Origin of the sequence: Pseudoduganella sp. R-32, assembly GCF_049913245.1 — a bacterium.
Lineage (GTDB): Bacteria > Pseudomonadota > Gammaproteobacteria > Burkholderiales > Burkholderiaceae_D > Rugamonas.
On record NZ_CP183987.1, the window covers coordinates 5,128,552 to 5,153,350 of the forward strand.

The 24,799-nt window shown below is 59.4% G+C and carries 23 protein-coding genes and 2 tRNA genes; 8 read left to right on the forward strand and 17 right to left on the reverse strand.

The features are described 5' to 3' along the window. Position 1: 1 nt before the first annotated feature. Positions 2-715: a M15 family metallopeptidase gene (locus ACN9MU_RS23390; protein ID WP_426343525.1), complete on the reverse strand. Its 714-nt coding sequence runs from the start codon at positions 713-715 to the stop codon at positions 2-4. A gap of 102 nt (positions 716-817) precedes the next feature. Here ACN9MU_RS23390 and ACN9MU_RS23395 point away from each other — a divergent pair, with 102 nt between their 5' ends. Beyond that, positions 818-1,393: a hypothetical protein gene (locus ACN9MU_RS23395; RefSeq protein ID WP_426163004.1), complete on the forward strand. Its 576-nt coding sequence runs from the start codon at positions 818-820 to the stop codon at positions 1,391-1,393. On the opposite strand, the gene ACN9MU_RS23400 is transcribed toward ACN9MU_RS23395, so the two are convergent. Genes ACN9MU_RS23400 through ACN9MU_RS23415 form a run of 4 tightly spaced genes read right to left on the reverse strand, consistent with a single transcriptional unit; the run spans position 1,374 to position 8,257 of the window. Next, complete coding sequence (locus ACN9MU_RS23400; RefSeq protein ID WP_426318724.1) at positions 1,374-2,138, reverse strand: alpha/beta fold hydrolase; 765 nt, start codon at positions 2,136-2,138, stop codon at positions 1,374-1,376. The genes ACN9MU_RS23395 and ACN9MU_RS23400 overlap by 20 nt on opposite strands. Before the next feature lie 9 nt (positions 2,139-2,147). Beyond that, entirely contained in the window at positions 2,148-5,363 is a 3,216-nt protein-coding gene (locus ACN9MU_RS23405; RefSeq protein ID WP_426343526.1) for a DUF748 domain-containing protein, read from the reverse strand. 11 nt (positions 5,364-5,374) lie between these two features. Next, positions 5,375-7,315, reverse strand: coding sequence for a DUF6351 family protein (locus ACN9MU_RS23410; protein WP_426343527.1), 1,941 nt, complete (start codon positions 7,313-7,315; stop codon positions 5,375-5,377). A gap of 48 nt (positions 7,316-7,363) precedes the next feature. After that, positions 7,364-8,257, reverse strand: a complete 894-nt coding sequence (locus ACN9MU_RS23415) for a hypothetical protein (RefSeq protein ID WP_426163014.1) — start codon at positions 8,255-8,257, stop codon at positions 7,364-7,366. Positions 8,258-8,359: 102 nt separating this feature from the next. On the opposite strand from ACN9MU_RS23415, the gene ACN9MU_RS23420 reads away from it, so the two are divergent. From ACN9MU_RS23420 to ACN9MU_RS23435, 4 genes are all read left to right on the forward strand, one after another. Continuing rightward, positions 8,360-8,977, forward strand: coding sequence for a TetR/AcrR family transcriptional regulator (locus tag ACN9MU_RS23420; protein WP_426343528.1), 618 nt, complete (start codon positions 8,360-8,362; stop codon positions 8,975-8,977). Then, positions 8,974-9,828, forward strand: a complete 855-nt coding sequence (locus ACN9MU_RS23425) for an alpha/beta fold hydrolase (RefSeq protein ID WP_426343529.1) — start codon at positions 8,974-8,976, stop codon at positions 9,826-9,828. The genes ACN9MU_RS23420 and ACN9MU_RS23425 overlap by 4 nt, the downstream gene beginning before the upstream one ends. 49 nt (positions 9,829-9,877) lie before the next feature. After that, entirely contained in the window at positions 9,878-10,291 is a 414-nt protein-coding gene (locus ACN9MU_RS23430) for a GNAT family N-acetyltransferase (protein ID WP_426163021.1), read from the forward strand. Positions 10,292-10,424: 133 nt separating this feature from the next. Continuing rightward, positions 10,425-10,646, forward strand: coding sequence for a GNAT family N-acetyltransferase (locus ACN9MU_RS23435; RefSeq protein WP_426323837.1), 222 nt, complete (start codon positions 10,425-10,427; stop codon positions 10,644-10,646). 333 nt (positions 10,647-10,979) lie between these two features. On the opposite strand, the gene ACN9MU_RS23440 is transcribed toward ACN9MU_RS23435, so the two are convergent. Next, the gene (locus tag ACN9MU_RS23440; RefSeq protein ID WP_426343530.1) at positions 10,980-13,421 is read right to left on the reverse strand and encodes a UvrD-helicase domain-containing protein; all 2,442 of its coding nucleotides are present in this window, start codon (positions 13,419-13,421) and stop codon (positions 10,980-10,982) included. Positions 13,422-13,711: 290 nt separating this feature from the next. Then, positions 13,712-14,824 (reverse strand): serine hydrolase domain-containing protein, encoded by a 1,113-nt coding sequence (locus ACN9MU_RS23445; RefSeq protein ID WP_426343531.1) that lies wholly within the window; start codon positions 14,822-14,824, stop codon positions 13,712-13,714. Positions 14,825-15,219: 395 nt separating this feature from the next. Between ACN9MU_RS23445 and ACN9MU_RS23450 the strand changes: the two genes are divergently transcribed. Both ACN9MU_RS23450 and ACN9MU_RS23455 read left to right on the forward strand, forming a co-directional pair. After that, positions 15,220-15,795, forward strand: coding sequence for a hypothetical protein (locus ACN9MU_RS23450; RefSeq protein WP_426343532.1), 576 nt, complete (start codon positions 15,220-15,222; stop codon positions 15,793-15,795). A gap of 75 nt (positions 15,796-15,870) precedes the next feature. Next, complete coding sequence (locus ACN9MU_RS23455) at positions 15,871-16,569, forward strand: hypothetical protein (RefSeq protein WP_426343533.1); 699 nt, start codon at positions 15,871-15,873, stop codon at positions 16,567-16,569. Positions 16,570-16,731: 162 nt separating this feature from the next. Here the strand turns inward: ACN9MU_RS23455 and ACN9MU_RS23460 are convergent. From ACN9MU_RS23460 to ACN9MU_RS23490, 7 genes are all read right to left on the reverse strand, one after another. Next, positions 16,732-16,807 (reverse strand) — tRNA-Asn (locus ACN9MU_RS23460). 51 nt (positions 16,808-16,858) lie between these two features. Next, positions 16,859-17,449, reverse strand: coding sequence for a hypothetical protein (locus tag ACN9MU_RS23465; RefSeq protein WP_426343534.1), 591 nt, complete (start codon positions 17,447-17,449; stop codon positions 16,859-16,861). After that, positions 17,382-17,963, reverse strand: coding sequence for a hypothetical protein (locus tag ACN9MU_RS23470; protein WP_426343535.1), 582 nt, complete (start codon positions 17,961-17,963; stop codon positions 17,382-17,384). Before ACN9MU_RS23470 ends, ACN9MU_RS23465 begins: the two co-directional genes overlap by 68 nt. 129 nt (positions 17,964-18,092) lie before the next feature. Continuing rightward, positions 18,093-20,276: a TonB-dependent receptor gene (locus ACN9MU_RS23475; RefSeq protein ID WP_426163031.1), complete on the reverse strand. Its 2,184-nt coding sequence runs from the start codon at positions 20,274-20,276 to the stop codon at positions 18,093-18,095. Between the two features lie 107 nt (positions 20,277-20,383). Continuing rightward, on the reverse strand, positions 20,384-20,803 hold the full coding sequence (locus ACN9MU_RS23480; protein ID WP_426163033.1) for a cupin domain-containing protein: 420 nt from the start codon (positions 20,801-20,803) through the stop codon (positions 20,384-20,386). 100 nt (positions 20,804-20,903) lie between these two features. Next, on the reverse strand, positions 20,904-21,104 hold the full coding sequence (locus ACN9MU_RS23485) for a hypothetical protein (RefSeq protein ID WP_057259495.1): 201 nt from the start codon (positions 21,102-21,104) through the stop codon (positions 20,904-20,906). 70 nt (positions 21,105-21,174) lie between these two features. Continuing rightward, on the reverse strand, positions 21,175-22,542 hold the full coding sequence (locus tag ACN9MU_RS23490; protein ID WP_426343536.1) for an HD-GYP domain-containing protein: 1,368 nt from the start codon (positions 22,540-22,542) through the stop codon (positions 21,175-21,177). A gap of 410 nt (positions 22,543-22,952) precedes the next feature. Here ACN9MU_RS23490 and ACN9MU_RS23495 point away from each other — a divergent pair, with 410 nt between their 5' ends. Further along, positions 22,953-23,357: a hypothetical protein gene (locus tag ACN9MU_RS23495; RefSeq protein ID WP_426343537.1), complete on the forward strand. Its 405-nt coding sequence runs from the start codon at positions 22,953-22,955 to the stop codon at positions 23,355-23,357. A 47-nt stretch (positions 23,358-23,404) separates the two neighbouring features. Here the strand turns inward: ACN9MU_RS23495 and ACN9MU_RS23500 are convergent, their stop codons facing one another. The 3 genes from ACN9MU_RS23500 to ACN9MU_RS23510 all read right to left on the reverse strand — a co-directional run bounded on the left by ACN9MU_RS23500 (position 23,405) and on the right by ACN9MU_RS23510 (position 24,759). Next, positions 23,405-23,860: a hypothetical protein gene (locus ACN9MU_RS23500; RefSeq protein ID WP_426343538.1), complete on the reverse strand. Its 456-nt coding sequence runs from the start codon at positions 23,858-23,860 to the stop codon at positions 23,405-23,407. A gap of 81 nt (positions 23,861-23,941) precedes the next feature. Continuing rightward, positions 23,942-24,017 (reverse strand) — tRNA-Asn (locus ACN9MU_RS23505). Between the two features lie 52 nt (positions 24,018-24,069). Next, positions 24,070-24,759, reverse strand: coding sequence for a DUF3334 family protein (locus ACN9MU_RS23510; protein WP_426163044.1), 690 nt, complete (start codon positions 24,757-24,759; stop codon positions 24,070-24,072). Positions 24,760-24,799 lie beyond the last annotated feature (40 nt).

Consider the following 24,799-nt stretch of genomic DNA (forward strand, 5'->3'; position numbering starts at 1 on the left):
CTCAAGCCCTGGTTTCGAGTACGCGCAATTCGGTGTGGCCAAAGTCCATCATGGCCCAGCGGCCTCCCCACACCAGCCCTATCGCTTCCGCCGCTTCGCCATACAGCTGGTAGCCGCGCATGGCCCACGGATCGCGTTCGCTGATGACCACCTTTCCTTCACGGATAAAGCCGCAATCGGCGGCCAGCCCGAACTGGTGGTAGCTCTGGAAGGCGCGCGCGTTGCTGACATGGCCGCCCGCCGCGGCCAGCCGGTCCTGCCGTTCAGGGCTGCGGTAACCTTCCAGAAGTGCCATCTCGTAGCCGTGCCGATCGCGCATGACATTGAACACCAACAGCAGGCGCTGCGCGAAATCCTTGTCCAACCGGTGCCAGTCGCGATCGGCCTGCGACAGCATCGGCCGCAGCAACTCCACTTCCGCCGTGGCGAAAGCCGGCGGCGGCAACGGGAGTGGCGGCACCAGTTGTTCGCCTTGCAGCAAGGCGGCAATTTGCGGATCGGCAGGCCGGCTGCTGTCGTCGAACGCCGGCAGCATCTGGCGTGGACGCAGCAAGCGCACCAGCAATGCCGGCGCGGCAGCCAGCAGCGCAGTCGCGGCACCGCTCAACAGCATGCGTCGCTGGCGTGGGCTGGGCCGGCGCTTTGGTGGAAATAGCAACAGCCAGCCGGCGGCGCTGGCCGCGACGAAAATGCCCGCGACGATAAATGGCAACATGGTGCGATCCATCAATACGAAAGCGCATATGGCGCGCGACACTGGAATCCTATGCCGCCCCGCAATCGGACGGGTCGAGCGAAATCAAGCTTGGGAGGACTTATGCGGCCGGACTTGTTTACAGGCCCCGCGCAGCGGGACGATCGCCATCGCATCCTGGCGCGGCTGGCCAATGGCGGCAGCGTGCCAGTCCCGGCCCGCCAATGGAGCGGGTGGAGTGCGGCGCAGCGCGCCCGTCTGGCGGCCATCGCGACGCTGCTCGCCGTAGCCGCCGCAAGCTGGGCCTGGCTTCAGGATGGCAGCCCGGTCCATGGGCCTACGCCGGAACTGCCGCCGGTATCGGCGTTGCCGGCCGCACCATCGCAGGCCTCAACGCCGGGGCACGCCGAGCGCGATGCCGCGTCGTCCCAGGCTGCGACGATCGTCAACGCTGTGGCGCCGCAGGGCGAACCTGCCGTCACACCGCAACTGTCCACGCCCGGCTTGACCACCACCGGGCCATCCCTCCCGACCGTAAAGCCGGCGCACCCACGTTCCGCCAAGGCGCCAGGTGCGCCGCGCAGGCAGCAGCAAGCCGCAACCGCGCTACCGGAAAGCGATGAAGACGTCACCCTGCTGGCGGCAATGCTCAAGCATGCCAAGCCGCAGAAGCCTTCTCCTACCCCGCCAAAGGATTGATGAAAGCCGCCATGGCCTGCAAGGCGGCATCCGGCAGTTCGATGTGTGGGCTATGGCCGCAGCCGGGCAAGAGCAGCTGGCGGGCGCCAGGCGTGCCCCTTTCAATGGCATCGAGTTGCGCGCCGGAGCCGTAATGATCTTCGCTGCCCTGCATTGCCAGCAACGGACAGGCTATCGCCGGCAGCAGGTATTCGATATTCCATTGCCTGAACCAGGGCGACAGCCAGGTATCGGCCCAGGAGGAAAACACTTGCTCGGCCTTGTCGCCGTGATAGCGCGCCAGTGCCCGCATCTTGCCGGCGCTGTGGGCCGCCAGCACTGTTTGGATGCCCTCGATCGTCACGTCTTCGACAAACACGTGCGCAGCAGCGGTGAGCACCCCGCGCAAGCCCTGCGGCCGTCCCGCCGCATAGATCAAGGCAATGCTGCCGCCATCCGAGTGTCCTACCACGATATGTTCGCGGCCCGGTGCCAGGCGCTCCATCACTGCCGGCAGTTCGGCCAGCGCAAACTGGTGCAGGTAATGAATGCTGCGCAGCGCCGGTTGCGGCGAAGACTGCCCGTATCCCTGGCGCTCGTAGACCATTCCTGCGCATCCCGTGGCGGCACAGAGCCGCTCCGGGAATTCCTTCCACATCCTGATGCAGCCGAGGCCTTCGTGCAGGAACACCAGCAATGGCTTGCTCAGATCGCCCTCGATCATCTCATAATGCAGTTGCGCGCTACCCAGTTCCAGCGTTGGCATGCGTGGCTCCTAGTGCAAGGCAAAGTCGACGCGGGCAGCGGCACCGGCTTTGGGCGCAACAAGGAAGATGCGTTCCGGCGGCACCTGGCCCTGCTTTACCAGCCAGTCCTTGGCCGCCTGCGCACGGCGGTTGCCGAGGGTGATGAAATCGTCCTGTTCCAGCTTGGTATTGGCCATCATCAGCTTTTCCATTTCATCCGCAGGGAGCGATTTGGCAAAGCCCAGCGCGTTGCGCGGCTTGACGAAGGTCTCGTCCTTGTAGGCACGCTCCAGCAAGCCGGCGTATTCCTCCCTGGCCACCACTACCCCGCCTTCCGGCAGCGCCGCACCGCGCGCCTGCAGGTCGCGCGTCTTGAGCTGGCGCAGCTTGCGTTCCAGCGCCACGTGCTTGAGCGCTTCCAGTTCCGCCGCGTCATCGAAGCGGCCGGTAATATCCAGCTTCAAGCCAGGGCGCTCGGTCAGCGCCTTGGCCAGCGACTTCAGCTTGCCTTCCGATGCGGGCAGCAGCGCAGCGCGCCCCTGGTCGAATTCCAGCATCGACAACTCCTCGCCGCCGCCAAACAGGGAGCCTATCAGGGCGAATGGCGAAGTGACGGTCTTCATGATGGCGTTGCCGATCACCTTGAGGATGATCCCGCCCAGCGAGAACTGAGGATCGTCCAGCGATCCGCCAATCGGCACGTTGATATCGATCACGCCATTGCGGTCGCTAAGCAGTGCCACCGCCAGGTTCACGGGCAGCCTGGTGGCGTCAGGGTTCGTGCTCTCCTTGCCGAAAGTGAGCTGATCGAGCACCAGGCGATTCTCGGCTTTCAACTGGCGGTTCTGCAGCGCGTAGGCCACCTCGAACGTCATCTTGCCTTTCTCGATGCCATAACCAACGTATTTGTCCGCATACGCCGACAGCTGCGACAGTTCCATGCCGCGCACCTCCGCGCGCAGGTCCAGCGAAAGCTCCTGCTTCAGCGGGTGCACACGGCCGGCGATCAGCAGCGGCGCGCCGCTGACGTTGCCGCGCAGGTCTACGTTTGCATCATGCGCCGGATCCGACGACAGGCCGTTTACCGTGCCACCCAGGTCCTTCAGGTTGGCCGTGTAGTTTGGCTTGATGAAATTGTCGGTAAAGCGCACGCGCCCGCCGGAAAGCAGCACCTTGCCAATGCGGATCGGCGGCAGCGGTTCCGCAGACTTGGCCGCAGTCGCCTTGGGCGCAGCAGGCGCGGCGGCTGGCGGCGGCGCTGCCTGCGCCACCTCTTTCGCCCTGGCCTTGGCATCCTTGACTGCCTCGGCGCGCGTGCCCGCCTCGGTCAGGCTCTTGCCCTCTTCGCCTTCCTTGCGCATCACGTCCTGCACGTTCAGGCGGCCGTTCGGGTCGATGATGACGCGGGCGAAGAAATCATCCAGCGCCACGCGGTCGATGTTCAGGGTGAACGGTTTGAAGTTCACCTCCATGCCGCCAAAGGCCAGCGTTTTCCAGCTCAGGAAGTCGTTCGAGCTCGATTTGTCGACAGTGGAAAGCCGGTTCACGCTGACGTCGCCCTTGAAACCGCCGGCCACCGCACCGTCCTTGCCCGTTTCAAGCCGCAGGCGCGCCTTGCTGGAAACGTCAGCCTGCAACAGGCGCAGGTTGACGTAATCGGTGACATAAGGCTGCAAAGGCAGCAGGTCGAAATTCTTCAGCTCCAGCGCCAGATCCGCACTCAGCGGAGATGGCGCAAGCTTGCCCTTGATTTCCAGCTCGCCTTTATTGACGGCGGTTCTCAGCGCCACTTCGGAAGCCGCGCCCGGTGCGTTGGAATAGCCTTCAACGGTCAGAGACAGCGGCGACAGCTTGAACACGGTCGGTTCGTCACGCAGGTCCTCACGCAACTTCGCATCCCAGTCGGCAATCTCCACCTTGCCGATCCTGATCTGCGTCGTGCCTTCGCCTGCCGGCTTGGCTGCCGCCTGGTCGCCGGCTGGCTTGCCGGCCTGCTTACCCTGGTGGACGTCGATTTGCGCACTGCTCGAATTGACAGACGCGATGTCCAGCGTATGTTTGGCGCCGTCGAAAGCGATATCCTGCACAAGCAGCCCGAATTTCGCCAGGTCGGCGCGCAGGTTGCCCTGCGGCGTATCATCGGCATAGCGCAGCGCCGCCCCGTTGACAGCCAGTTCCTTGAGCAGCACGACCGGCCCGGTGGCTACCGGCTTGGCCGCAGGCACAGGCGCATCTGCCGGCGCAGGGGCGACGGCAGGCAGCAACTGATCCAGGTTCAGCACCCCATCCTTGCTGCGTTTGACATCGAGTTCCAGCCCATCGATGCCGACCTTCGCGATCTCGAAACGCTGCGCCAGCAGGTCCAGCTTGCCCAGCTTGACCTTCAGGGCGTCCAGCCTGGCCACTTGCGTGCCGTCGAGCTGCTGCAACTGCGCACCGGACAACGTCGCCTCCCCGCCCAACACCAGCGATGCCGGTTTTTCCTTTGGCTGCACCACGGTCAGGCTAAGCTGCGCCTCCAGGTGTGCCGACGGCAGCATGAAGCCCGGCTTGAACGGCAGGTACCCCAGGTAGCTGGTCAGGTCGGCCTTATCGAGCTTCAGGTCCAGCGCATAGTCTTTCGGCTCGGCGAACGGACGCGCCTTGCCCTTCAGGAGCAGCGGCGCGCCATTGATATTGGCGCTGAACAGCGGCTCCACGAAAATCGTCACATCCGCGGGAAGCGAGGAGACAAACGGTAAACCCAGTTTCAGGTCCTGCACCTTATGCGTCACTCCAGCCGGTTTGTCATCGAAGGACAAGCTGCCCTCCTCCAGCTGGATGTTATTGACCGAGAAGCGCGCCGGCTCAGGCGACGGCGGCTGGCTCGCGATCAGTTTCAGGATGTCGTCGATGTTGTAGCGGTTATCGGCGTTGCGCGCCAGGTGCACATAAGGCCTGGTCAGCCGGATTTCCTGCACGACTGGCGCCATTTTCGTGACGGATTGCCACGACAGGTCCGCTCCCAGCCGGTCAAAGCTGGCAAAAACAGTGCTGCCATCCTGCTCCATCATCTTCAGGCCGCGCACCGAGGCGGCCAGCGTAAACGGATTGAACGAGACTTCCTCGATGCTGAGCTGGCGATGCAGTTTTTCCGAGGCCTGCTTGGCCGCTTGTGACTTGACGATGGCCGGCACGGCGAGGAAGCCGATGCCGGTGTAGGCAAGCAGCAGCCCGGCCAGGGTGCCGGGAACAAGGTATTTCAATGGTGGGATCTTCATAACCCGTTATTGTAATCGCACACGCCTTGCGGGAAGATCCGGGAGAGCCACGCTTTTTGCGCATCGCTGAACCTTATTGCAGGCCCATAAGTCCCGTCAGTATAGGCCTTCGCAAGGGGTTTCAGCCGGCATTTGAAGGTGTCGCCACGGATCGATTCGCCGGCCACCATGCGCGGGCTGGCATGGATCGGGAAAGCCTGCGTGCAGGCGCCAGGCTTGCCGCCATCCAGGATGCCGGCCCAGGCCTGCGGACCGGAAGCCAGCACGGTGCCGGCGCTGTCCACGCAGCGGTCGGCAAATTCGGCCGGCGCGCCGCCGCTGGAAAGATACTTGTCCAGCACCGATACCGCCTGCATCACCTGCCCCGAAAGATCCGTGTCCGGCCTTGCAAACCAGACAACCTGCCGCTTTGCTTCGCCCGGGTTAGCCGCCAGCAGGCGGGCGCGAATCGAAAACGCCTGCCGTGCATTGTGCATGTCCAGTTCCGCCTCGCGGTACGGACGCAGGTCGATCATCGGTATGCCAAGCCGCTTGCCGGTGAACACATGGCCGGAATCGAATGCCGCGCGTATCGCCCCCTGGTTGCCCTCCCGGCGCTGCGCCGGTGTCCCGGCCGGATCGCGGCAAGCCGCGCTACGGTGCATATTGGCCGAATCGAAAGGATCGCTGTCAGGCTTATACGGCACGAAATCGCGCTGTTCCTTCCAGCTTCCGGCGCAGGCGTTCAGCCGCAGGAATTCATCGGCACCAAGTTTGCCCGCTACCAGCGCGGCAAGGCCATACTGCACTCCCACATTGTCCAGCGGGATCGGCGCGAAACCTTCTGCATCCGAACCATAGAACTCCTCCAGGTCGTTCCAGTGCGTCCACTTCACGCCGGCGAAAGCTGCCGGCGCATAACCATAAAAGGCAATGGCCTTGTCGAATTTACTGTCGCGGAAATGCGGGTTCAGCACCGTCGGCATCGCAAAGCGCCAGCCATTGATGCACTCGGTGGTGCCGGGCTTGCCGGTAAAAGGATTCTTCACGGTGTCGCTGGCATTCATGCCCTGCACCAGCGACTGGCGGCTCCAGGTCGCCCACGGCGAATTAGGATCGCGCGCCACCTCGTCGCGGAAGTATTGCCCCAGCAATGGGCAGTCGGAAACCGGTATCGATTGCGTCACCATGTCCGGATAGGACTGCACCGGAATACCCGCATCGAGCAGGCCGGGGCGATTTTGCGCAAACATGTACTGCTGGACCGCCCCGCCCGAGCCACCGATGCCGATCGTATACAGCGGCTTGCCGTACTTCTCGACGAAGTAAGCCTTGGTCTGCGCCGCCGTCTCCTCGGCCAGCCGCATATTGTAGTGAACGCCGCTCTCGTTGCCGGAGGAATTGGCGATCGCATAGCCCTGCGCCAGCAGCTTCGGCATCAACTGCTTCTCCGAGCCGTTCAAGGCATCGCTGAACCACATTGCCGTGCCTTGCTGGTGGCCGATGCCGACACCGCCGCGCATCCAGTAAACCAGCTTGTGGTTCCAGGGCGCACGCTCAAGCATCGCAATCGTGTAGATGAAACGGTTGATGGTGCCGGCCTCCACGCGCACCACAAACGGCACCACCGTGCCATTCACGACTACCGTCTTGAGATCGGCAGGTGGCGATTGGTAGCCGTTCCCGATATCAAACGGCTTGAAGCCCGTGCCGGTGTAGTAAAAATGCTGGATGCGCGGCTTGATGGCGCACTGGCTGCTGTAACCGGCCAGCTTGCCGGCGTCATCGCGCACGGGATGGCCGATGCCCTGCTGGTTATCGACCAGGGGCTGGCCGAGGCCCGACTCCACCGTCCGGCAAATGAAGGGTTGCTGCTGGCGTGGTTGCTCGTGCGGTTGCGGGGTGCTGCATCCTGCCAGGGTGATAGCCGTCACGACGGCCAATATCCAAGCTTTCATGGCGCCTCCTCCTTGCCAGCCAGTGTAACCCGGCCATTGCGATCGTGCCTATCGCTTGCCTGCCGGCTCCTGCGGCCGATACCACAACTCGCTGCGTGCCAGCGGTGTTTGCGGCGGCAGGTCTGGATTGGGAATGCGGAACAGGCGGCGCCGCGCCAGGCCGGAACGCTTGATCAGCGGACCCTTGTAGGTCATGAACAGCGCCTGCAGCGAACCATCCTGCACCATCGCCTCCAGCCCCGCCTCCAGCCGGTTCGCCAGCGCCTCCCCTTCCGCATCGCGGCGCGTGAAGAAGTAGCGCGCCAGCGGATAGTAAAGCGCGAGGTCAGGCTCCACCTCGAAGCCGAAGCGCTTGTGCCATCCATCGTATTCGCTCAAGGCTTCGTCGACGGAACGTGACAGGGCATCGAAGCGCCTGACTTCCAACATGGAGAACAAACCGTCGTAGTTATTTCCTTCCACCACCTTGAAGCCACCGGCCTGCAGGATGCCGATATCGACCCAGCCCTTGCCTTGGCCAATGCTAAAGCGGCGCAGCTGGTCGAGCGACTTGACCTCGGCGAACCGGGGCAAGTCCTCGTGGCGCACCAGCAGCAAGCGGTAGCCGATCAGGCCTCGATCAACCGGAATGCGCACCGGGCGAAATTGCTGCTCCAGTTGCGCCGACGTGGCCCGCACAAAAAGATTGATCGAGCCTGATCCTGCGGCTTCGGTCGTCACTCGTGCCGGCGACATGAATTGGCTGGCCTGGCGCAACTCGTAGGGCCCGAACCTGGCGCGGGTCTTCTCGAGCGCCGTGCGCAACACCTCCCAGTCGTACAGGTAACGGCTGTCATGCTCGGACTCCGGTCGCGGATAAACAACCTGCTGCGGCGCCTTGGCGGGGTTTGCAGCCGCCGGCTGCGTGGTCGACAAGGCCAGGAATAGCAGGCTCAAAAACATGGCGCGTCCCGTACGCCGGGCCCTGGTCTTTTTCATGCGGGTGAGCTTAACCCGAAACGAAGAAACTTGACTAGAATGTCATTCTAGAACAATATTCTAGACATGACCCAAGCCGACCGAAAATCAGCCATCCTGTCCGCCGCCCTTGCCGTGTTTTCCGAAAAAGGCATCGAGGCCACGTCGATCGACGACATCCGCCAGCGCAGCCAGTCGTCGGTGGGCAGCATCTACCACCACTTCGGCAACAAGGAAGGCATTGCCGCCGCGCTGTTTGCACAAGGGCTGGATAGCTACTGGCAGCAGATCAAGGCCAATGTGGCTCGGGCCGGAAACGCCGAATTCGCCATCCATGCCATCGTCAGCACCCACCTGAACTGGATCGTGGAGCAGCCGGACATGGCGCGCTTCCTGTTCGCCCGCCGCCAGGCCGTGAGTGCCGAACATGACGATGCCATCCGCCAGCGCACGGCGAGTCATTTCAGGGAGGTGTTCGAGAAGTTGAAGCCATGGTTCAAGCAGGGCGTGCTGCGCCGGATGCCCATCGAACTGTACGGCCCCCTGCTGCTCGGCCCATCACAGGAACTGGCGCGCAACTGGCTGGGAGGGCGCGTCGGCTTCAATCCGCTTAATGCAATTGATGAATTGAGCAGCGCCGCCTGGCGCACGCTCGCCACCAATCCATCCCACACCGGTGTCGCCTACGAAGGATCAAAACGATGAGCGCCACCCGCTTCACGCTGCAAGCCCAGGACGGCCAGCAACTGGCCGCCTACCGCCACGATCCATCGCGCCCCGCCCGCGCCCAGGTGGTGATCGCCCCCGGCATGGCGATTCCCCAAGGCTTCTACGCCGCCTTCGCCGCCTTCCTGGCGGGACTGGGCTATCGTGTATGGACCTTCGATTACCGCGGCATGGGCGAGTCCCGCGAAGGACCGCTGCGCCGCTGCAAGGCCGACATCACGACCTGGATTGCGCTCGATCTCGAATCCGTCGTGCAGCACGCCGCGCGGCATGACGCCGCGCTTCCCCTGTTCTTGCTCGGCCACAGCCTGGGAGGACAGACCGCGCCACTGCTGCCGTCCATCGGCAAGGTAGCGGGCTTGATCAACATCGCCGTCGGCAGCGGCGCCACGCGCCACAACCAGCCGCGCATCCAGCGTACCGCGCCGTTGCTGTGGCACGTCCTGACGCCGCTGTTCTGCAGGGTGCTTGGCTACTTCCCAGGCAAGCGGCTGGGCATCCTCGGCGACATTCCGCGCGGCGCCATGATGCAGTGGCGCCGCTGGTGCCTCACGCCGGATTACCTGCTCACCGGCGAACCCGGCGCGCGCGAAGCCTATGCCAGCGCCAGCTTCCCGGTACTCGGCCTCACGTTCGGCGATGACGAACTATTGCGCGAATCAGGCTCGCGCATGCTGCACGAGGCGTACACCAGCGCAAAGGTTGATTACCGCGTGCTCAGTCCCGCCAGTTTCAACCAGGAGCGCATCGGCCACTTCGGCTTCTTCCGCTCGCACCAGGAAAAAGTCCTGTGGCCACTCGTCGGCGAATGGCTCGACCAGCACTGCTGATCAGAGTCTTCGGACTTGGGTGAGTTGGCAATTTGGTAAAATTCGGTGCATGAATCCGACCATCACCTACTCCGTTGAAGCGGACGTCGGCATCGACGAATTCCGCCATCTTTTGCACGCATCTGGCCTGGGCCGCCGCCGCCCTCTGGACGACACCGCGCGGCTGGGCGCGATGCTGGCGAATTCCAACCTGATCCTGACCGCACGCATGGATGATGGAAAACTGGTCGGCATCGCGCGCGCCATGACGGACTTCTCGTTTGCCTGCTACCTGTCCGACCTGGCGGTCAGCGACGAGGTGCAAGGAAAGGGCATCGGCGCGCGCCTGATCGAAGAAATGCGCGCGCATCTCGGTCCAACGGTCAACCTCATACTCAGTTCAGTCCCGGAAGCAGTACCCTTCTACCAGCGCATCGGCATGGCCGCATTGCCCGACTGTTTTTGGTATCGGCGGGAGTACTAGCAAGCGCCTGGTGATCATAGATTCCAAATCGGATCGCATCATTGGCACCATCTGGCATTTCCGCTCAGTACCCTACTTTAACGCGCGCGAAATCGGTTACACCATGTTCTCGACCTAACTCCGGGGCCAAAGCATCGCCACCCAGGCTGTGCGGTTATTGGTGCGCCATTTGTTCGAAAGCCTGCTGATAAACCGGCTGGAGATTCGCATGGATTCCCGCAACCTGGCTTCCGAACGTGTCGCCATCAAAACAGGCTTTACCAAGGAAGGGGTGGCGCGGGGAGCCAACTTCGTGCGCGGCAAGCACATCGACATGAATGTTTACGCATTGCTACGTTGCGAATTACTCGACTGAATGGGCCATACGATTGTCGACAGCTTATCTTCCCGCCTCCTCCCACCTTGATGAACCTGGGGCCGATGCGATCTCGTAAATCACTTTCGCCTGTTCAGCCAATAGCGCGTTGAGTTCTATGCGCCATCATCCCCTTAGCTCTCCAACGGGCTCTGGGGCCGCGCCAAGGTTTTCGGCCCCGGCAATCGACTGTCGACTTGCCGATTCCTGCAGCTCCAGCGTCCATCCGAGGCTGCGCCCTTCCGCGCTTTAAAAAAACGCGTGAAGGCTGGGCACTTGTCGAGGAAAGCCATGCAACTTGCAGTTGAATTCGATAAACGTCGGTATGCCACGCTATCGTGGATCGAGGCGCGCGAATTCTGCAAATACCGCGCCTTTGGGAATGCTGCCGATTGCCCCGCCATCCTTCTTTGCAGCGTACCAGGTGCAGCTCTCCATGGCCCTAGTGACTCCAACATAAGCGAGCCGCCTAGCCTCCGCACGTTGCGCCTCATCGTAGCTTCCAAGCCCTGCCTGCGCATAAAGGAAGTTCTTTACCGGGTTGGTACCATCGTAGTTGCAATCTCCGAGCAGTACCACCGATTGTGCCTCGAGCCCTTTCGAGCCGTGGATCGTCATGAGTTTCGCCTTCTTCCCCCAAGACCTATTCGGAGAGCCGCTAAGCTGCGTAAGGACGGCCCTGCTCCGCGCAAGCACCAGCATAGGGTGGCTTTCACTGGCTTTCGTTCGCTCGATTTCCGACGATATGTGCTGGCGGATCTCGGCGTACGGCAAGTCCTTCTTCGCTTCGAAAATTCGTACGGGCGTGGCAGAGTCTGCCCATTCCCCCTTCGCTCGACAGGTCTTGCTTTCCATTCCCGGAACGCCGGCCAATACGGACTCTGCACATCGCAGTATGCGATCACTGCTCCGGAAGTTCTCTTCCAAAAGGATCTTTCCGTGAGAGATTGCGGGGAAACTATCCTTGAACCGCACGAAAAATTCAGGCGAACTGCCCCTCCAGCCATAAATGGACTGGTAATCGTCGCCAACGCAAGTAAGCGACCCTGCCATCCCCCGCTTGACCAGCTCTTTTTGGCATCCACGCACCCATTTGACAATCTGCGGTGAAACATCCTGAAACTCGTCAATCATCAGGTGCCGCATGGCCCCGAGCACCTGGGAGGAGACCTTCGAAAAGTTCTCCGGCTTGTCTTCAGAGAACCGGGCAAAAAGCTGGTTGAACGTGCAGATTCCGCGCTCTTCCAATACAGCCTCGAAATACGGCCAGAACAGGGCCGTGGCACGCATGAAGTCGATATCTCGCCCCAGGTTGTTATCCTTGGTCGCTTTAGCTGATGAGAGCGTGTCTGCCACGGGCAAGCCGAGGTTTTCGACGAACTGGGCAAGGCCATGGAAGCCCCTGACGATGGATTTCGACTTGAATTCGCCCGGGGCGATCATGTTGAACATGAGGACCTCGCTCCGCTTTTCCTCGTCGTCGGCCAGCCATTTCAGAGTGGCACGCAAGGCGGTCAACTGATCCAAGTCATCGATCCAGACAATCGGCTTTTCGCTAATCCCTGCCAGGAGTTTACGCTTTGTGTTGATGTTGCCAGCCGAAGGCACGTCATCAAATGAGGTGCCCTTGTAGAACTGCGCGCCGCCAAGGACAATGTGAGCCCCGATTTGGGGTACGTAGCCGTTGACCCAGAATTCCTGCGAAAACTGCGAGGACACAGAAATCGCTGTCGTCTCGGCCACGATTCCGGGCAGCGGCCACACGCCGGGGGCGGCTTCCGCACTCCACTTGATGTCGAGCGCCTCGGTCATCTTTTTGTCCACTTTTGCAATTTTGGCGATGTTACCCTGCGTGCTCTTGTCCGTCGCGCGTCGGGTCAGCGTCAATCGCTGCTTGAAAAGCTTGACGACAAGGCCGTGGAACTCCTCGTTCCTGCTGAATGCCCGTTCGTAGGCTATGCGAAGAAGGTCGTCGAGATTATGCGTATCCGGGCTGTCATCGACGATGTCTTCGCGCGTGGAAGCAACCGAAGTTGCCTCCTGTTCGCTTTCATCCTCCAGCTCGTCTTCTTCGCTCAACTCGAGGAAGTTTTCGACATCGACGTCCCGCACTGGTCCTTTGCGTTCGCGATCCAATAGCTCCAGTACCTTAGGCGGGGGCGACATGCTCTGCCGCGCCATCTTCAGCACCATGGAATGGAATGTGCGCACAATGCTTCTCGCATCGGTTTCTGAGAGGTCTACTCCCCATTTTTTCATGGATTCGCGAAGTTTCTTCACGAAGTCCGCGCGGCTATCCTTGGTAAAGGTGAAAACCGAAATGCGGCTACGGTCAATTTCACGATACAGGTTGAGGGCGATGACTCGCAAAACGAGGGACGAGGACTTTCCTGAGCCAGCTCCCGCAATGACGTAGGTAGCGGGATCGTCGGCGAGTATCATTTTCCATTGCTGGGGCTGTGGCGGATATTCAACCCGCGCTTCCACGTCGCGCATGAACTCGTCGCGAATTTGGCTCGTGAATCCGATGGGAGTTGGACTAACAACCCATTTTGCCCGCTCGCGCGCAGCCTCCCGTTCCTTACGTTCGGACTCTTCGGCAGCGGCACGAATTCGCTCGGCATGTTCGAGCCTTTCGAACTCCCGGCCTTCGGCAAATCCCCGCCTGTAGGATGCTTCGGCATTGGCTTTCAACACCTCCGCATCGCGATGCAGCGCGTTCTCGACCTCTTCCCGTTGCGTCCGACTACTTTCTCGCAATTCCTCTAACGCCATCCTCGAATTGCGTCGGACCGCGGCCAATTCGTGCTTATGCCTCTGCACGGATACGAGTGAAAGTACATCCAAAAAAGCATCGAATAGAGACATGAGAACCTAGTTTGCTAACTGATGGCAATATAGTATCGCAGGGCGGCGCTCGAGCCCAATCCTTCAAGGTCTGTAGGAAATGCCTACCGTGGTGGGAATATTGGAGGAATAATCAAGTGAAAACGACCCCGCGACTTCTCTCGGGGCCATTCAAGAGCAGCTGGTGCCAGAACGTCATGGCGCTCTGCCGTCGGAATTTATTTGGCTGGAGCCAGCGTTGGAAACAAGGCGCCCAGCATCCCATTGATGACCACATCGGCGCCCATGTCTTCGAACGCATTGGCCACGGCGAGCACGCCGCTGTCCTGTTCGGGGAATAAAACGACTACCGCAAGCCAGTTGCCATCGGAACCCTGGTGCACCAGTGCCGGTCCCTTGCGTCCGGCGATTGACGCTTGCACTCCCCAGTCGAGCCCTGCCCCACTACCCGGCTGGGCCGTCTGCATCAGCGTATAGCTGGCTGGCAGCAACAGCTTGCCCCGTCCTTTAGCGCCAGCCAACTGGTCGAGACTGAAACGCGCCCAGTCAGCGAGGCTCATGTGCAGGAATCCAGCCGGCGCATACATGTCCGGCACGCCATCGGCTTCCTGCTTGACCTCCAGTTTCGGCCTGCCTTTGCTGTGGCCGCGGATCTGGCCGTCGTGGGTCGCACCGCTACCTGCTGTGGCCATGCCTAGCGGCCCGAAGACTTCAGCCTGCATCAACTCGTCGTAAGGTTTTCCAGTGGCGCGTTCGGCAATGGCAGCCGCGATCAGGAATCCAGTGTTACTGTAACTAAAAGCCGAACGTGGCTTCCGCGCTGGTTTTTCCTTGAGTGCGGAAGTGATGTAAGCCAAGCGCTGCTGCGTTAACGCGCGGGTGTCTCCAAAGTAGGTGTTGAGAGCCTTGGTATTGCGCAGATCACGCGGTAGACCGGCTTTGTGTGATAACAGATCGATCAATGTAACCTGACGATATTCCGGCCGCATTGTCTTGGCGAGATCGGGCAGCATTTGTTCCAGGGACGCATCCCAAGACAGGGTTCCCCCTTCGACCAAACGCGCAACCATGGCCACCGTCATCACTTTGCCGGTCGAACCGATCACCCACGCGTCTTCCTGCGTGACGGCGTCCTCGCCGTCATTGCGGCGAACGCCAGCGACTGCCTGGTCTTCGACCTGCCCGTTCCGCATCACCAGCACGCCAGCAGCGGGGACCTTGGTGCCGGCCATGGCCCTGGCCAAGACGGCATCGAGCTTGTCCGCAGCACTAGCGGGCATTGCAGTGGTCAGGATCAGGGCCGCAGCGGCGGCGAGGAAGCGAAAGCGCATGTTCTCTCCTTCATGTTGGGCTATTGCCAATGAAACAAAGTCTACCGGCGATCCGATTACGCCCACCCATTACGTGCGACGAACTGCAATATCAGTCGCCTGAGCCGTCACTTTTCGATCGCAAACACGGCTTACGGAATAGAACGTCGCCAGGAGCGATCCCCAATCCTGTCTTCCGGAAGTCGCTGTATCTCAGGCCGCGCTTCCCTCACCTTGACCAAGCAATGCGTAGGTCTTTGCCCCGCGTGCTCCCACAACAAATTGCCAGTGGTGATTCGCTGGGTTTGCTCCAAAGGCTTGGAAGCGGAAAATATCCAAAGAGTGGGAATGTACTTCGTGCCAACGACTAAACAAAATGCTATCCTGTCTGTAATCCAAATCTTCCATCGAAAAATATGATCGAAATTGCAGGTCTCATTCTTGGCATTGTTGGCATTATCTTCGCCTTTGAAACACCACGACGTTGTGTCGTTGGTATTTTTGTTCGGGGATCGAAAATGCACTCTGACCGCGACCTTACAATTCCTGTAATTGATATATGCCGCAGGGGCATTTCAGTCAAAGAAATTGAGCCAAATAAATTACTTTTTGACATCCCTTATTGTGCTGGAAAGAACGCTAATGCTCATAATGTAAAGTTGCGAACTGCAGTTCTGCTCTGCGAGGGACCTGAAATCAAACTTCTTGCACCTTTTGGGGATGATTTCCCAGATGGGATTTCGCTGACCTACGAGTTGGGAAAATGTATTACCTACACCTTATCTCCCTTAAAATGCGAGCAGCTTCCGAATCTCTACATTGTAATTCGTGGGACGTACACCTCAGAGAAAAACGATAGAATCTTTCAAGTCTTCGATGTTTTCAAATTCAGTACTACCACAAATAGCTGGATTCGTACGTTAGGTGGAGAAGACAAACGAATTCGCGCATTCGTTAACGAAGACGGTTCGACTGAAGCCGCTAACGCATAAGCTCGTCATCACCTGCAAACCCCTTGCCATGCTAGCACTAGAATTGCTTTTTGATCAACTTTGAAGAGAAATTCAATGCACAAACATAGGATTGCAGTCGGAAGCAACCTCAAAGGCAAAATCGCAGAAATCGGCTTCTTTCTCGGCCATATTCTTCGGGTTTCGGACGCGATTGTCAAAAAGCGTCTATCTCAGGATTTTCCAATTAGCTCTGATCTAGATGAGCTTAACTTCTTTTTTAGCGCGTATCTTAACTCGATTCAAGCACTTAAAGATGCAAGCGAGCTAGCAATGGATATGAAAAATACTTGGGAAGAGCTTTCGCCAACGTACGGAAAATTCATCTATTACAGCCGAACCGCTACCACGCATGACGGATCACTCCCAATAAACGCGGGACAAGGGCTCCAGACCTACATCGTAGGCCCACTTCGACGTGTTGACAGCAAAGGAAAAGTCAAAGAATTTGAGCCGCCACTGGAAGACGCAGCAATGCTGAGCCGAAATATAGCCTGTGAAGTTCTTCAAAGCATTAAGGCCATGCTTATTGAGAAAGGGGCTGATATCCCATCCCCGAGTCATGCAGATCTTATTGACCATTTGGAGGCGTCGATTAACAGCGACAACTTCATACCGCACTTCGTGAAGCAAATGATGCTGGAAAACCGTGATGAAATCTCAAGCTCACTAAGTGCTGCTAACTTCAACTACGCACGTGACGCTCTAAGCGCAATTGAGACCGTAAGAAAACGATTTGAGCTGCCAATTAAGTGAGCCGCCACCTGCCCCGCTGCGCCCACAAAGGCCAGCCCCATGGCCTCCCCTATCCCCACTGCCCAAGCGCTTCACCACGGACCACTATGCGCAAATAAACGCCCCATGAAAAGCAAAAACCCAACCGGGTTAGGGCTGGGTTCTTGGCATGCTGCTGTATTCTGGCTCCCCGACCTGGACTCGAACCAGGGACCTGCGGATTAACAGTCCGTCGCTCTACCGACTGAGCTATCAGGGAAAAGAGGCCGCATTATATCGGCCCATTTCCGATTTGCCTAGTCTTGGCCATTCATTTTTTTTGAACCGGCCCCGAATCGGTGTTTTTCGCCATGCGGCGGTCGCAGACATCGACCTTCCAGGATTCCGGCCACTGCTCGTCCTCGATAGCGTCTCCCAGTTCCTGTCGCTGCTTAAGGTAAGTATCCCGATCATTGGCGCGGCAAGCGTAAGAGGCATACTTGTTGCGGTTGTGGACCTGGTCCGGATAGCGCCGCAGCATGTCTTCAAAGCCAGCCTTCATCCGCTTCCAGTTCGGATCGCCCGGCCGGCCAAACTCAAACTCATCGTCATAGTCCCGAATCCAGAACAAGCGCGCATACATGGCGCCGCCTTCACTCCGCTGCGACAGGCCGGCTGCCCGGCGCGCAAAGCGTTCGTATTCGCCTGGCGCCCCACCCCACTTGCGCTGCTTGGCGCGAGACATCGAAAAATGGATCTGCTGCGACTCCGGGAATGCCTTGACTGCGTCATCGTAAGCCGCGTCAAGGCGGTCCCGCGCGACGTTTGAATCAATCAGGACGTCGATGTAAGTGCTATGCCACAAAGGGCAGTTGCCCACCACCGCCTTGGCGTCCTCCAGCCTTGCGCGAGCCTTCGCCATCCTTTCGCGGAACAATTCCCAGGCTTCTGGCGGCACGCTGCCGGCATCCGCCGCCTCGGCCGTGCCAAGCGTATGCTTGCCAATACAATGCTTCGAGCAAAGCCTGCGCCGGCGAATCAGGCGACTTGCTGCGCCACGCGCGCAACGTCGTCCCCACGCCGCTCCAGTCCTTCCACGTGTAGAGCTGCCTCACGAATGTACGCGAAAACACCAGGATTTCCGGCTGCCCGTCGGGCAGGCGGGTGTCCTCCGCGCACGATGCCAGCAGCAGCCGGTCAAGTTGTTGGTAGTCTTGCTGGTGCCACATTGCCGTCAATGGCATGCCTCGCAACCAGATAATGGTCTCCATCAGACACAGCTTGCTGACCACATCGTCCTGGCATGGCGCATCCTTTGGGACGCCCGGCAAGACTGGCTTGGGCAATATCGCCTTCAGCAGAGGGGGCGCGGCGTTACAAGTAAAGCTGGCTGCACACAGTACGGCAATCGACAAAAGGCGGGCAAACGCATTCATTTGGCGGCTCCTTGCGGTGGCGTTCAGTCAGATTACCCTATCTCTTCCGAGCCGGAAAACAAAAAAAGCGGCCCGCAGGCCGCTTGTATTGATAAAGCCACGCGCTCGCGCGGCGGCTTTACCGGAGGATCAGAACGAACCCTTGAACTGCACGCCAAACTGACGTGGCTCGTTGACGAAGCCGGTCAGGTTGTTGAAGTCGATGGCGCCGGTGACGCGGCGCTGGTCGGTGATGTTGCGTGCAAAGGCTGCGACTTCATACTTGCCGCCGGCCCAGTTGTAGCCCACGCGCAGGCCGCCTTCGGTCAGCGGAGCGCCGGTGAATTCAACTGCTTCGTACAGGAAGAAGTTCACCTTCGAACGGTAGGACCAGTCGGTCACCACGAACAGGTTGCCTTCTGCCAGCGGGTAGTTGTAGCGGGCGTTCAGGTTGATGATCCACTTTGGAGCCTGCGGCAGCGCGTTGCCGTCGATGACCACGCGGCCGGACGAGTTGATCGGGTCCAGGATGGTGCACTGCGCGCACTTGTTCACGGACAGCGAAGGATCGCGGATCTCGGTGAAGTTGTACGAGGCGCTGGCGGACATCTTGAAGTCGTTGGTGATGAAGCCTTCGATTTCGCCTTCGATACCACGGCCCTTGGTCTTGGCAGCGTTAATCAGCTTGGTGACGTTGGAGTTGCCGCCAACAACGGTCAGCTGCTGGTTCTTCACGTCGTAGTCGTACACGCTCAAGGTTGCGCGTGCGCGGCGGTTCCACAGGTCGGCCTTCACGCCGGCTTCGATCGAAGTGATGGTTTCGGCGTCAGCCACGGTGATCGGCACCGCGGTGGAAGCGGCGGCGATCGATGGCGCGCGGAAGCCGGTTGCGTAGCGGGCGTACAGGCTGACATCGTTGTTCAGCTTATAGGTGCCGCTCAGGTCCCAGTTGAACTTGTCCTTGGATTCGGAAACCGACTTAGGACCAACCAGCGTGGTGCCGGTGGTTTCCAGGGTGTCGAAGTCCTTCTTGTCTTCGGTGTAGCGCAGGCCGCCGCGCACGGTGAACGCGTCGTTCACGGCGTAGTTCACGGAACCGAACAGCGCCCAGGCTTCGTTCTTCTGCTGCGATTTCACGCGCGAGGTACGGTCGCCGGCAACGTTGAAGTTATCCTGGCCTGCCACTGCCTTCTCGTCGAAGTAGTACACGCCTGCCTGCCAGTTCATCGGGCCGGTGTACTTGGACTCTACGCGGAACTCTTGCGAGTACTGCTTGATGTCCGGGACGAAGGCTGCGGTGGCAACCTGGAACGGCACTGCTGGCGCGTCGCCTGGATTGCCGCCGTCGATGTCGCCGCGCGAGTTGTAGCGAGCCACGGTCTCGTAGCCGGTGATCGAGTACAGCTTGTGCGCGCCCAGGTCCCAGCTCATGCGCACATTGGCGCCCTGGGTCTTCAGTTCCTGGTCTTCACGGCCGTTGATAGCGATCTTTTCCGGATCGAAGCCGTCGGCGAAGGTATTGGAACCCTTCTTGATGATATTGGCGCGGAACAGGCGCGAGCTGCCGGTGGTCTGGCGCTGGTGCACGTTGAACAGGGCGTTGAACACGCCGTTCGGCTGGTACAGCACCTGCACGCGTTCAGCGTGTTCGTTGTAGCCTTCCAGCGCATCTTTCTCGCCGGTGTAGGTGTTGTCGACGAAGTCGTCGCGGTGCTGGCGCAGGGTCGAGACGCGCAGGGCCCACTCTTTCGACAGCGGCACGTTGGCGGCGGCTTCCAGGTTGACGGTAGCGTCGGTAGCGTAGGAAACGTTGTAGAAGCCTTCCACGCCACGCAGGCTTGGCTTGGCCGATTCGAACTTGACCACGCCGGCCGGGGTGTTACGGCCGAACAGGGTGCCTTGCGGGCCGCGCAGCACTTCCACGTTGGCCAGGTCGAACATCGGGTAACCCTTCAGGATCGGGTTTTCCTGCACGACGTCGTCGTAAATCAGCGAAACCGGCTGCGAGGCGAACACGGCGAAGTCGGCATTGCCGTAGCCGCGAATGTAGAAGCGCGGGAACACACGGCCGGTCGACGATTCGACGTTCAGCGATGGCGTCTTGCCCGCCAGGACGCGGATGTCCTGGCCGCCGGACAGCAAAATGTCCAGTTTTTCGGCCTTGATCGAGGACACGGACACCGGCACGTCGCGGATATTCTCGGCGCGGCGCTGTGCGGTAACGGTCACTACTTCCATTTGGCCGGCTGGGGCCTGGGTTGCTTCCTGGGCCATGGCGGCCATCTGCACAGTAGCCAGGCTCACCAGCACGTGCATCTTGGACAACTTCATCATGTTCTTTCCTTGTGGGCGGTTTGATGGATGTCCCCTATTCTCCCCACAGGTTGCGGTCTGTCGCCGCAAAATAGCGGGCATTATATACCCACTATAATTTTTAGACACTATTCCGTGACCGTCAGCGTGCTATTGGAGGCTCCAGCATAGAACACCACCAGCTTGAGCGGAACCTTGCCAACATTGCGGCCGTTATGCAGCGTATTGACCACTTCCGCCAGCGCCTGGCCCGCCTTCAGGTGCTTCACCGAGCCATCCTTCAGGCTCACTTCCAGTTCGCCTTCCAGGATATAGGCAAACGAGGCAACGGGATGCAGGTGCCAGCCCGTCTCCGCTCCGGGAGCGATCTCGATCAGCATGGCCGTCACCTCAGCCTGCCCGTTCGGGTATGCCAGCGCTGCACCATTCCAGCTCGTAGGCGTCTGCAGCAATCTGGTGACTTTGACGGAAGCGCTCTGTTCCAGCGCAAAAGCAGGCTGGGCAGCGAGGAGGGAGATCGCTGTAACGGTTGTGGCGAAAATTTTCATGGATGGCTCCGGTTGGTAGATGCCGTATGATAGGCACAAGCCAAATAAAAAAGGCTTTGCGAGCGATCGCAAAGCCTTTTTTAATGCGGTGCCAAGAGGTTCAAGCCAGCGCTTCCTTCGCCGCTTCTTCCGGCGTCAAGCCGTCATAGAACAGGTCTGTGAACCACTCAATCTGTTCTTCGATATGGTCCTGGGCCTGCTCCACCGTGGCGCCGCCCTTGACCAGGAAACCTTCCACCTCGATGCACCACTGGATCAGTTCCAGGGTTTCCGGATCGAGTTCTTCTTTCTTTTTTGCCATGTCATCCTCCCGCGCAATGCAAAAAGCCCAACCGAATGGCCGGGCTTTCAGTACCAAGCCATTTTACCACCTACGCCCGCATTAAACGCCTGTCGGCGGCGGTCTGCGGGCACATGCCATGCAGCGGGACTGGGGGACGCCGCTGCGGTTCGACGATGCCTTCGTCGTTATCGAGCAGATTGATCAGCGATGCCAATACCAGTTTTTCGTCCGGCGATTCAGCCTGCAATGCAAGGTCGCGCGCAAGGTCGCGCAAGCGCCATTGCAGTTCCCGGCTCGCCACGTCCTTTTCGAATAGAAGAAGGCTGTCGGATGCAGCACCGAATGGCATGGGCTGCAAATAACCATCCAGGCCGGTACTGACGAAGGCGCGCTGGATCTTGCGCACGCGCTCCTGCGTCGCTCGCAAAAGTTTGCAGGTTCGCTCGGATTTCGCCGCCGGGCCATCAATCAGGCGCTCGCCCAGGTTAAGAATGGCCGCAATGCGTGCATACAAACCCGGCACGCTTTCGCCTGCCCGCCAGGCCGCTAACTCCGGCGCCACGACACCGTGCGGGCACTGACGCAAGGCGCCTGAAACGGCAGCCAACAGTTCCGGCGCTTGCTCACCCGGCACGATTTTCAGCGCCAGCTCCGCGCGTTCCAGCGCATGGTCTTTTAGCAACAGCCCGGCGATCATTTCGGCCACGGCGACTGCCTGCCCCGGGCCGCTAATCTGTTGGCCGCAGACCTGCCTTGGATAGCCCGTGCCGTCGTAACGTTCATGATGTTCAGCCACCGCACGCCCGACAGATGGCGGGAAGGATTCCAGCTGGTCGATCAGCATCTGGCCGGTGCGAGGGTGTACCACGACGTGCGCCCATTCATGCGGCTGCAAGCGCTTGCCGCGCGTAAGGAAACGGGGGTCGACATACAGTTCGCCGATATCGTGCAGCAGGCCGGCCAAGCCCGCCGCCAGCTGGTCCTGTTCATTGAGGTGCAAAGTCTTGGCCATGCAAATGGAAAGCATGCTGACCAAAACCGCATGTTCGAGCGATGGCCCGCCGGCCTTGTCCGACGCGGTCAACATCAGCGCCATCGCATTGCCAAACTCCATATGCTGCAACACCTGCAGGGGCGAATTGCCGCCAGCCGGCACGCAGCGCAGAAGGCTGGACACGGGAGCACTGACATCGGCCAGCCTCTCGGCCACTTGGGCAACGACCCGTGAATCCACGCCATCGGCGATACGGATTGAAGCTTCGAAGGGCCGCATCAACTTATGTGCGATCAGTTTTTCGCGCAAGACTCGCGTGACGCGCGTGCCCTTCGACACCAGCTTCATGCCGCGCACATCGAGGATGTCGACAATCACCTCAACCGACATCTGTTCGGCAACGTCCATCACCTTGTCCAGGTAATGGGTGTTCACCGAGGCGTTGATGTGAGTGGGTTTCATGTCAAATATCCAATCGTCAAACTTCACAAACTATCATATCACAAGTTTCCGCACGGCACTATTTATTTCTTTTTGATAATTTTGAAATGTTTGCAGGTTGGAACGATGTGCAAGAGAATGTCGAGCGAAAAATAAAAAACTAGCCGCACCAGTGGAAGCCGGTGTAATTCCGACTTCATTCAAACTGACTTCTGGACTGGTTTCCGAATACAGAGCAGAAAGACCATCTCATGTTATCGACCGCTATTAAGGGCCGGTGCACAGCCGTTTTGCTTGCGCTACTCTGCGCCAGTGCGGGCGCGCAGGAAAGCAACCACCCTCCCCAGTTCCTGCGAGATCCCGTCCTGGGCCTGCGGTTTCGAGCCGACGCCAAGCTTGATCTTTTGCCTGAGGATATACGCGCACTGTGCATGCCAATGGCCGACAATGAAACCTGGGCCACGCGCGAATGGATATTCGGTGTAGCAACGCATTCCACAGCGACGTATTACCTCGTTAACGGGTATTCCAAACGCCGCAACCCCAAGCCAGGCCAGCGCCTGTATTTTCAGCACATTGACGGCGGCGTTTATAAGGTCGCCGGCAAGGAATGCAATGGCGATCCGGCGCGAGAAACGTTTGTGGCGCGCGACCCAAAGCAGATTCCAAGAGAAGTACTACAAGAACTCGCCCAAGATCTGGTAACCCGCCTGGCACGCGCCGCCGGAAGCACACAACGACTGCGTGCAGAAATCAAGAAGCAGCGCATCGACTTTCATCGATTGTCGCCCGAGATGCAAGAAGCGTTCAAACCCTACTTTGGGCCCGCACATTAAGCCTGTCGGCGGCAGCCCACCCTGGGGCAGTCGTGTGAGTGGCCGGTCTATGTTGAAAAATATCGCCGGGCTTTTACCGAGAAACCGAAGGCGTAAATCCAGTAAATAAAGACAAGGAAAACGACCACCGCAAGCGAGATCCAAAGCGGCGCGCCGTCGCCCGAGCCTGCGACGCTGAATGCGATGCATAGCAAGCTCGAAGAGACGCCAAGCGCAGCAATGAGTATGACTGCGACAAACTCGCACAAGCGATTACGGCGGTATCCGCAACAACCGCCCCCCATCGCTAACAGCAGTACCACGCGGGGAGCGATGCCTTCCGCGATACTTTTACCACTTTCCAACCGTACCGGATCAAATAGCTGGAAGAAGCCGAGGAGCGCTACCAGCACTGCTATCCAGGCAAAAAACCTGTACATTGAAACTGCCACCGGTTTGGAAGGAAGCAGATCGTGCTCCGCCTGCACAGCGGCGCTTGGCTGGGAATATGGATTATCGGTCACGGTACGGTCTTCCAGTAGTCGAGAAAAGAAACGACACCATGAAAAAAGCCCAACCGGTGAAGGCTGGGCTTTTCAGTGTTCTGGCTCCCCGACCTGGACTCGAACCAGGGACCTGCGGATTAACAGTCCGTCGCTCTACCGACTGAGCTATCAGGGAAAAGAGGCAATATTATAACCGTCGTTCCTGCTTTTGCAAAGCCTATTTTAGATCACATGCCGAGGGACTTCAAAAGCTCGTCGGCGTCATCCGACGAGATGGCCTCGGCCGGTGCTGCAGCAGCCTGGGCAGCCTGCTCGCGCTCCAGCAGGGTATCCGGATCTTCGGCCTCGGTCTTCTCGAAATCATGCAATTTAATAAACTCGGTGCGGTCGATCGCCAGTTCGAGGTAGAAGATATTGTTACGCTCGGTGAAGAAGGACACGCGGCGCATTTCCGGACGGTCGAGCGGGGTATCCACGCTCAGCGTCACCTGCTTGTTCAGCACCAGCATTTTCGGCTGGTTCTGGGTAATGTTGGTGTGCAGTTCGCTGCGTACCTTGCCAGTGAAGTCGCCAACGATCTGGTTCATCAGCTCGCCCATGATGTTCGCCACTTCGTCGGAAGTGAAAGAACTGGCCAGTTCGGATTTCGGCATGCCCATGCTGAGCATGTAGCGTTCGTAAATCTCCATCGCCGCTTCGGCCGAGAAGTTCAGTACAACCAGGCCGGTAAAGCCGCCGTCGAACAGCACGAAGCAGCCAATATCAGGTTTCAGGCCGACCTTGGTAATACGCTGCACCATGGCCGAGTAGGTAATCCGGCTTTGCGACGCCACGTTCAGCACGCGGGTGACCGACGAGCACAGGGTGGTCAGCAAGTCCTCGGTTCCGTACACCACCCGTTCTTCTTTTGTAATCATTCTTCAAATGCTCCGGATTAAATCTGATAGATAACTTGAA

Bases quoted from the DNA above. Each gene is read 5' to 3' on its own strand.
- ACN9MU_RS23390 (WP_426343525.1), bottom strand. From the start codon at position 715: ATGTTGCCATTTATCGTCGCGGGCATTTTCGTCGCGGCCAGCGCCGCC.
- ACN9MU_RS23395 (WP_426163004.1), top strand. From the start codon at position 818: ATGCGGCCGGACTTGTTTACAGGCCCCGCGCAGCGGGACGATCGCCAT.
- ACN9MU_RS23400 (WP_426318724.1), bottom strand. From the start codon at position 2,138: ATGCCAACGCTGGAACTGGGTAGCGCGCAACTGCATTATGAGATGATC.
- ACN9MU_RS23410 (WP_426343527.1), bottom strand. From the start codon at position 7,315: ATGAAAGCTTGGATATTGGCCGTCGTGACGGCTATCACCCTGGCAGGA.
- ACN9MU_RS23415 (WP_426163014.1), bottom strand. From the start codon at position 8,257: ATGTTTTTGAGCCTGCTATTCCTGGCCTTGTCGACCACGCAGCCGGCG.
- ACN9MU_RS23420 (WP_426343528.1), top strand. From the start codon at position 8,360: ATGACCCAAGCCGACCGAAAATCAGCCATCCTGTCCGCCGCCCTTGCC.
- ACN9MU_RS23425 (WP_426343529.1), top strand. From the start codon at position 8,974: ATGAGCGCCACCCGCTTCACGCTGCAAGCCCAGGACGGCCAGCAACTG.
- ACN9MU_RS23430 (WP_426163021.1), top strand. From the start codon at position 9,878: ATGAATCCGACCATCACCTACTCCGTTGAAGCGGACGTCGGCATCGAC.
- ACN9MU_RS23440 (WP_426343530.1), bottom strand. From the start codon at position 13,421: ATGGCGTTAGAGGAATTGCGAGAAAGTAGTCGGACGCAACGGGAAGAG.
- ACN9MU_RS23445 (WP_426343531.1), bottom strand. From the start codon at position 14,824: ATGCGCTTTCGCTTCCTCGCCGCCGCTGCGGCCCTGATCCTGACCACT.
- ACN9MU_RS23450 (WP_426343532.1), top strand. From the start codon at position 15,220: ATGATCGAAATTGCAGGTCTCATTCTTGGCATTGTTGGCATTATCTTC.
- ACN9MU_RS23455 (WP_426343533.1), top strand. From the start codon at position 15,871: ATGCACAAACATAGGATTGCAGTCGGAAGCAACCTCAAAGGCAAAATC.
- ACN9MU_RS23465 (WP_426343534.1), bottom strand. From the start codon at position 17,449: ATGGCGAAGGCTCGCGCAAGGCTGGAGGACGCCAAGGCGGTGGTGGGC.
- ACN9MU_RS23470 (WP_426343535.1), bottom strand. From the start codon at position 17,963: ATGAATGCGTTTGCCCGCCTTTTGTCGATTGCCGTACTGTGTGCAGCC.
- ACN9MU_RS23475 (WP_426163031.1), bottom strand. From the start codon at position 20,276: ATGATGAAGTTGTCCAAGATGCACGTGCTGGTGAGCCTGGCTACTGTG.
- ACN9MU_RS23480 (WP_426163033.1), bottom strand. From the start codon at position 20,803: ATGAAAATTTTCGCCACAACCGTTACAGCGATCTCCCTCCTCGCTGCC.
- ACN9MU_RS23485 (WP_057259495.1), bottom strand. From the start codon at position 21,104: ATGGCAAAAAAGAAAGAAGAACTCGATCCGGAAACCCTGGAACTGATC.
- ACN9MU_RS23490 (WP_426343536.1), bottom strand. From the start codon at position 22,542: ATGAAACCCACTCACATCAACGCCTCGGTGAACACCCATTACCTGGAC.
- ACN9MU_RS23495 (WP_426343537.1), top strand. From the start codon at position 22,953: ATGCCAATGGCCGACAATGAAACCTGGGCCACGCGCGAATGGATATTC.
- ACN9MU_RS23510 (WP_426163044.1), bottom strand. From the start codon at position 24,759: ATGATTACAAAAGAAGAACGGGTGGTGTACGGAACCGAGGACTTGCTG.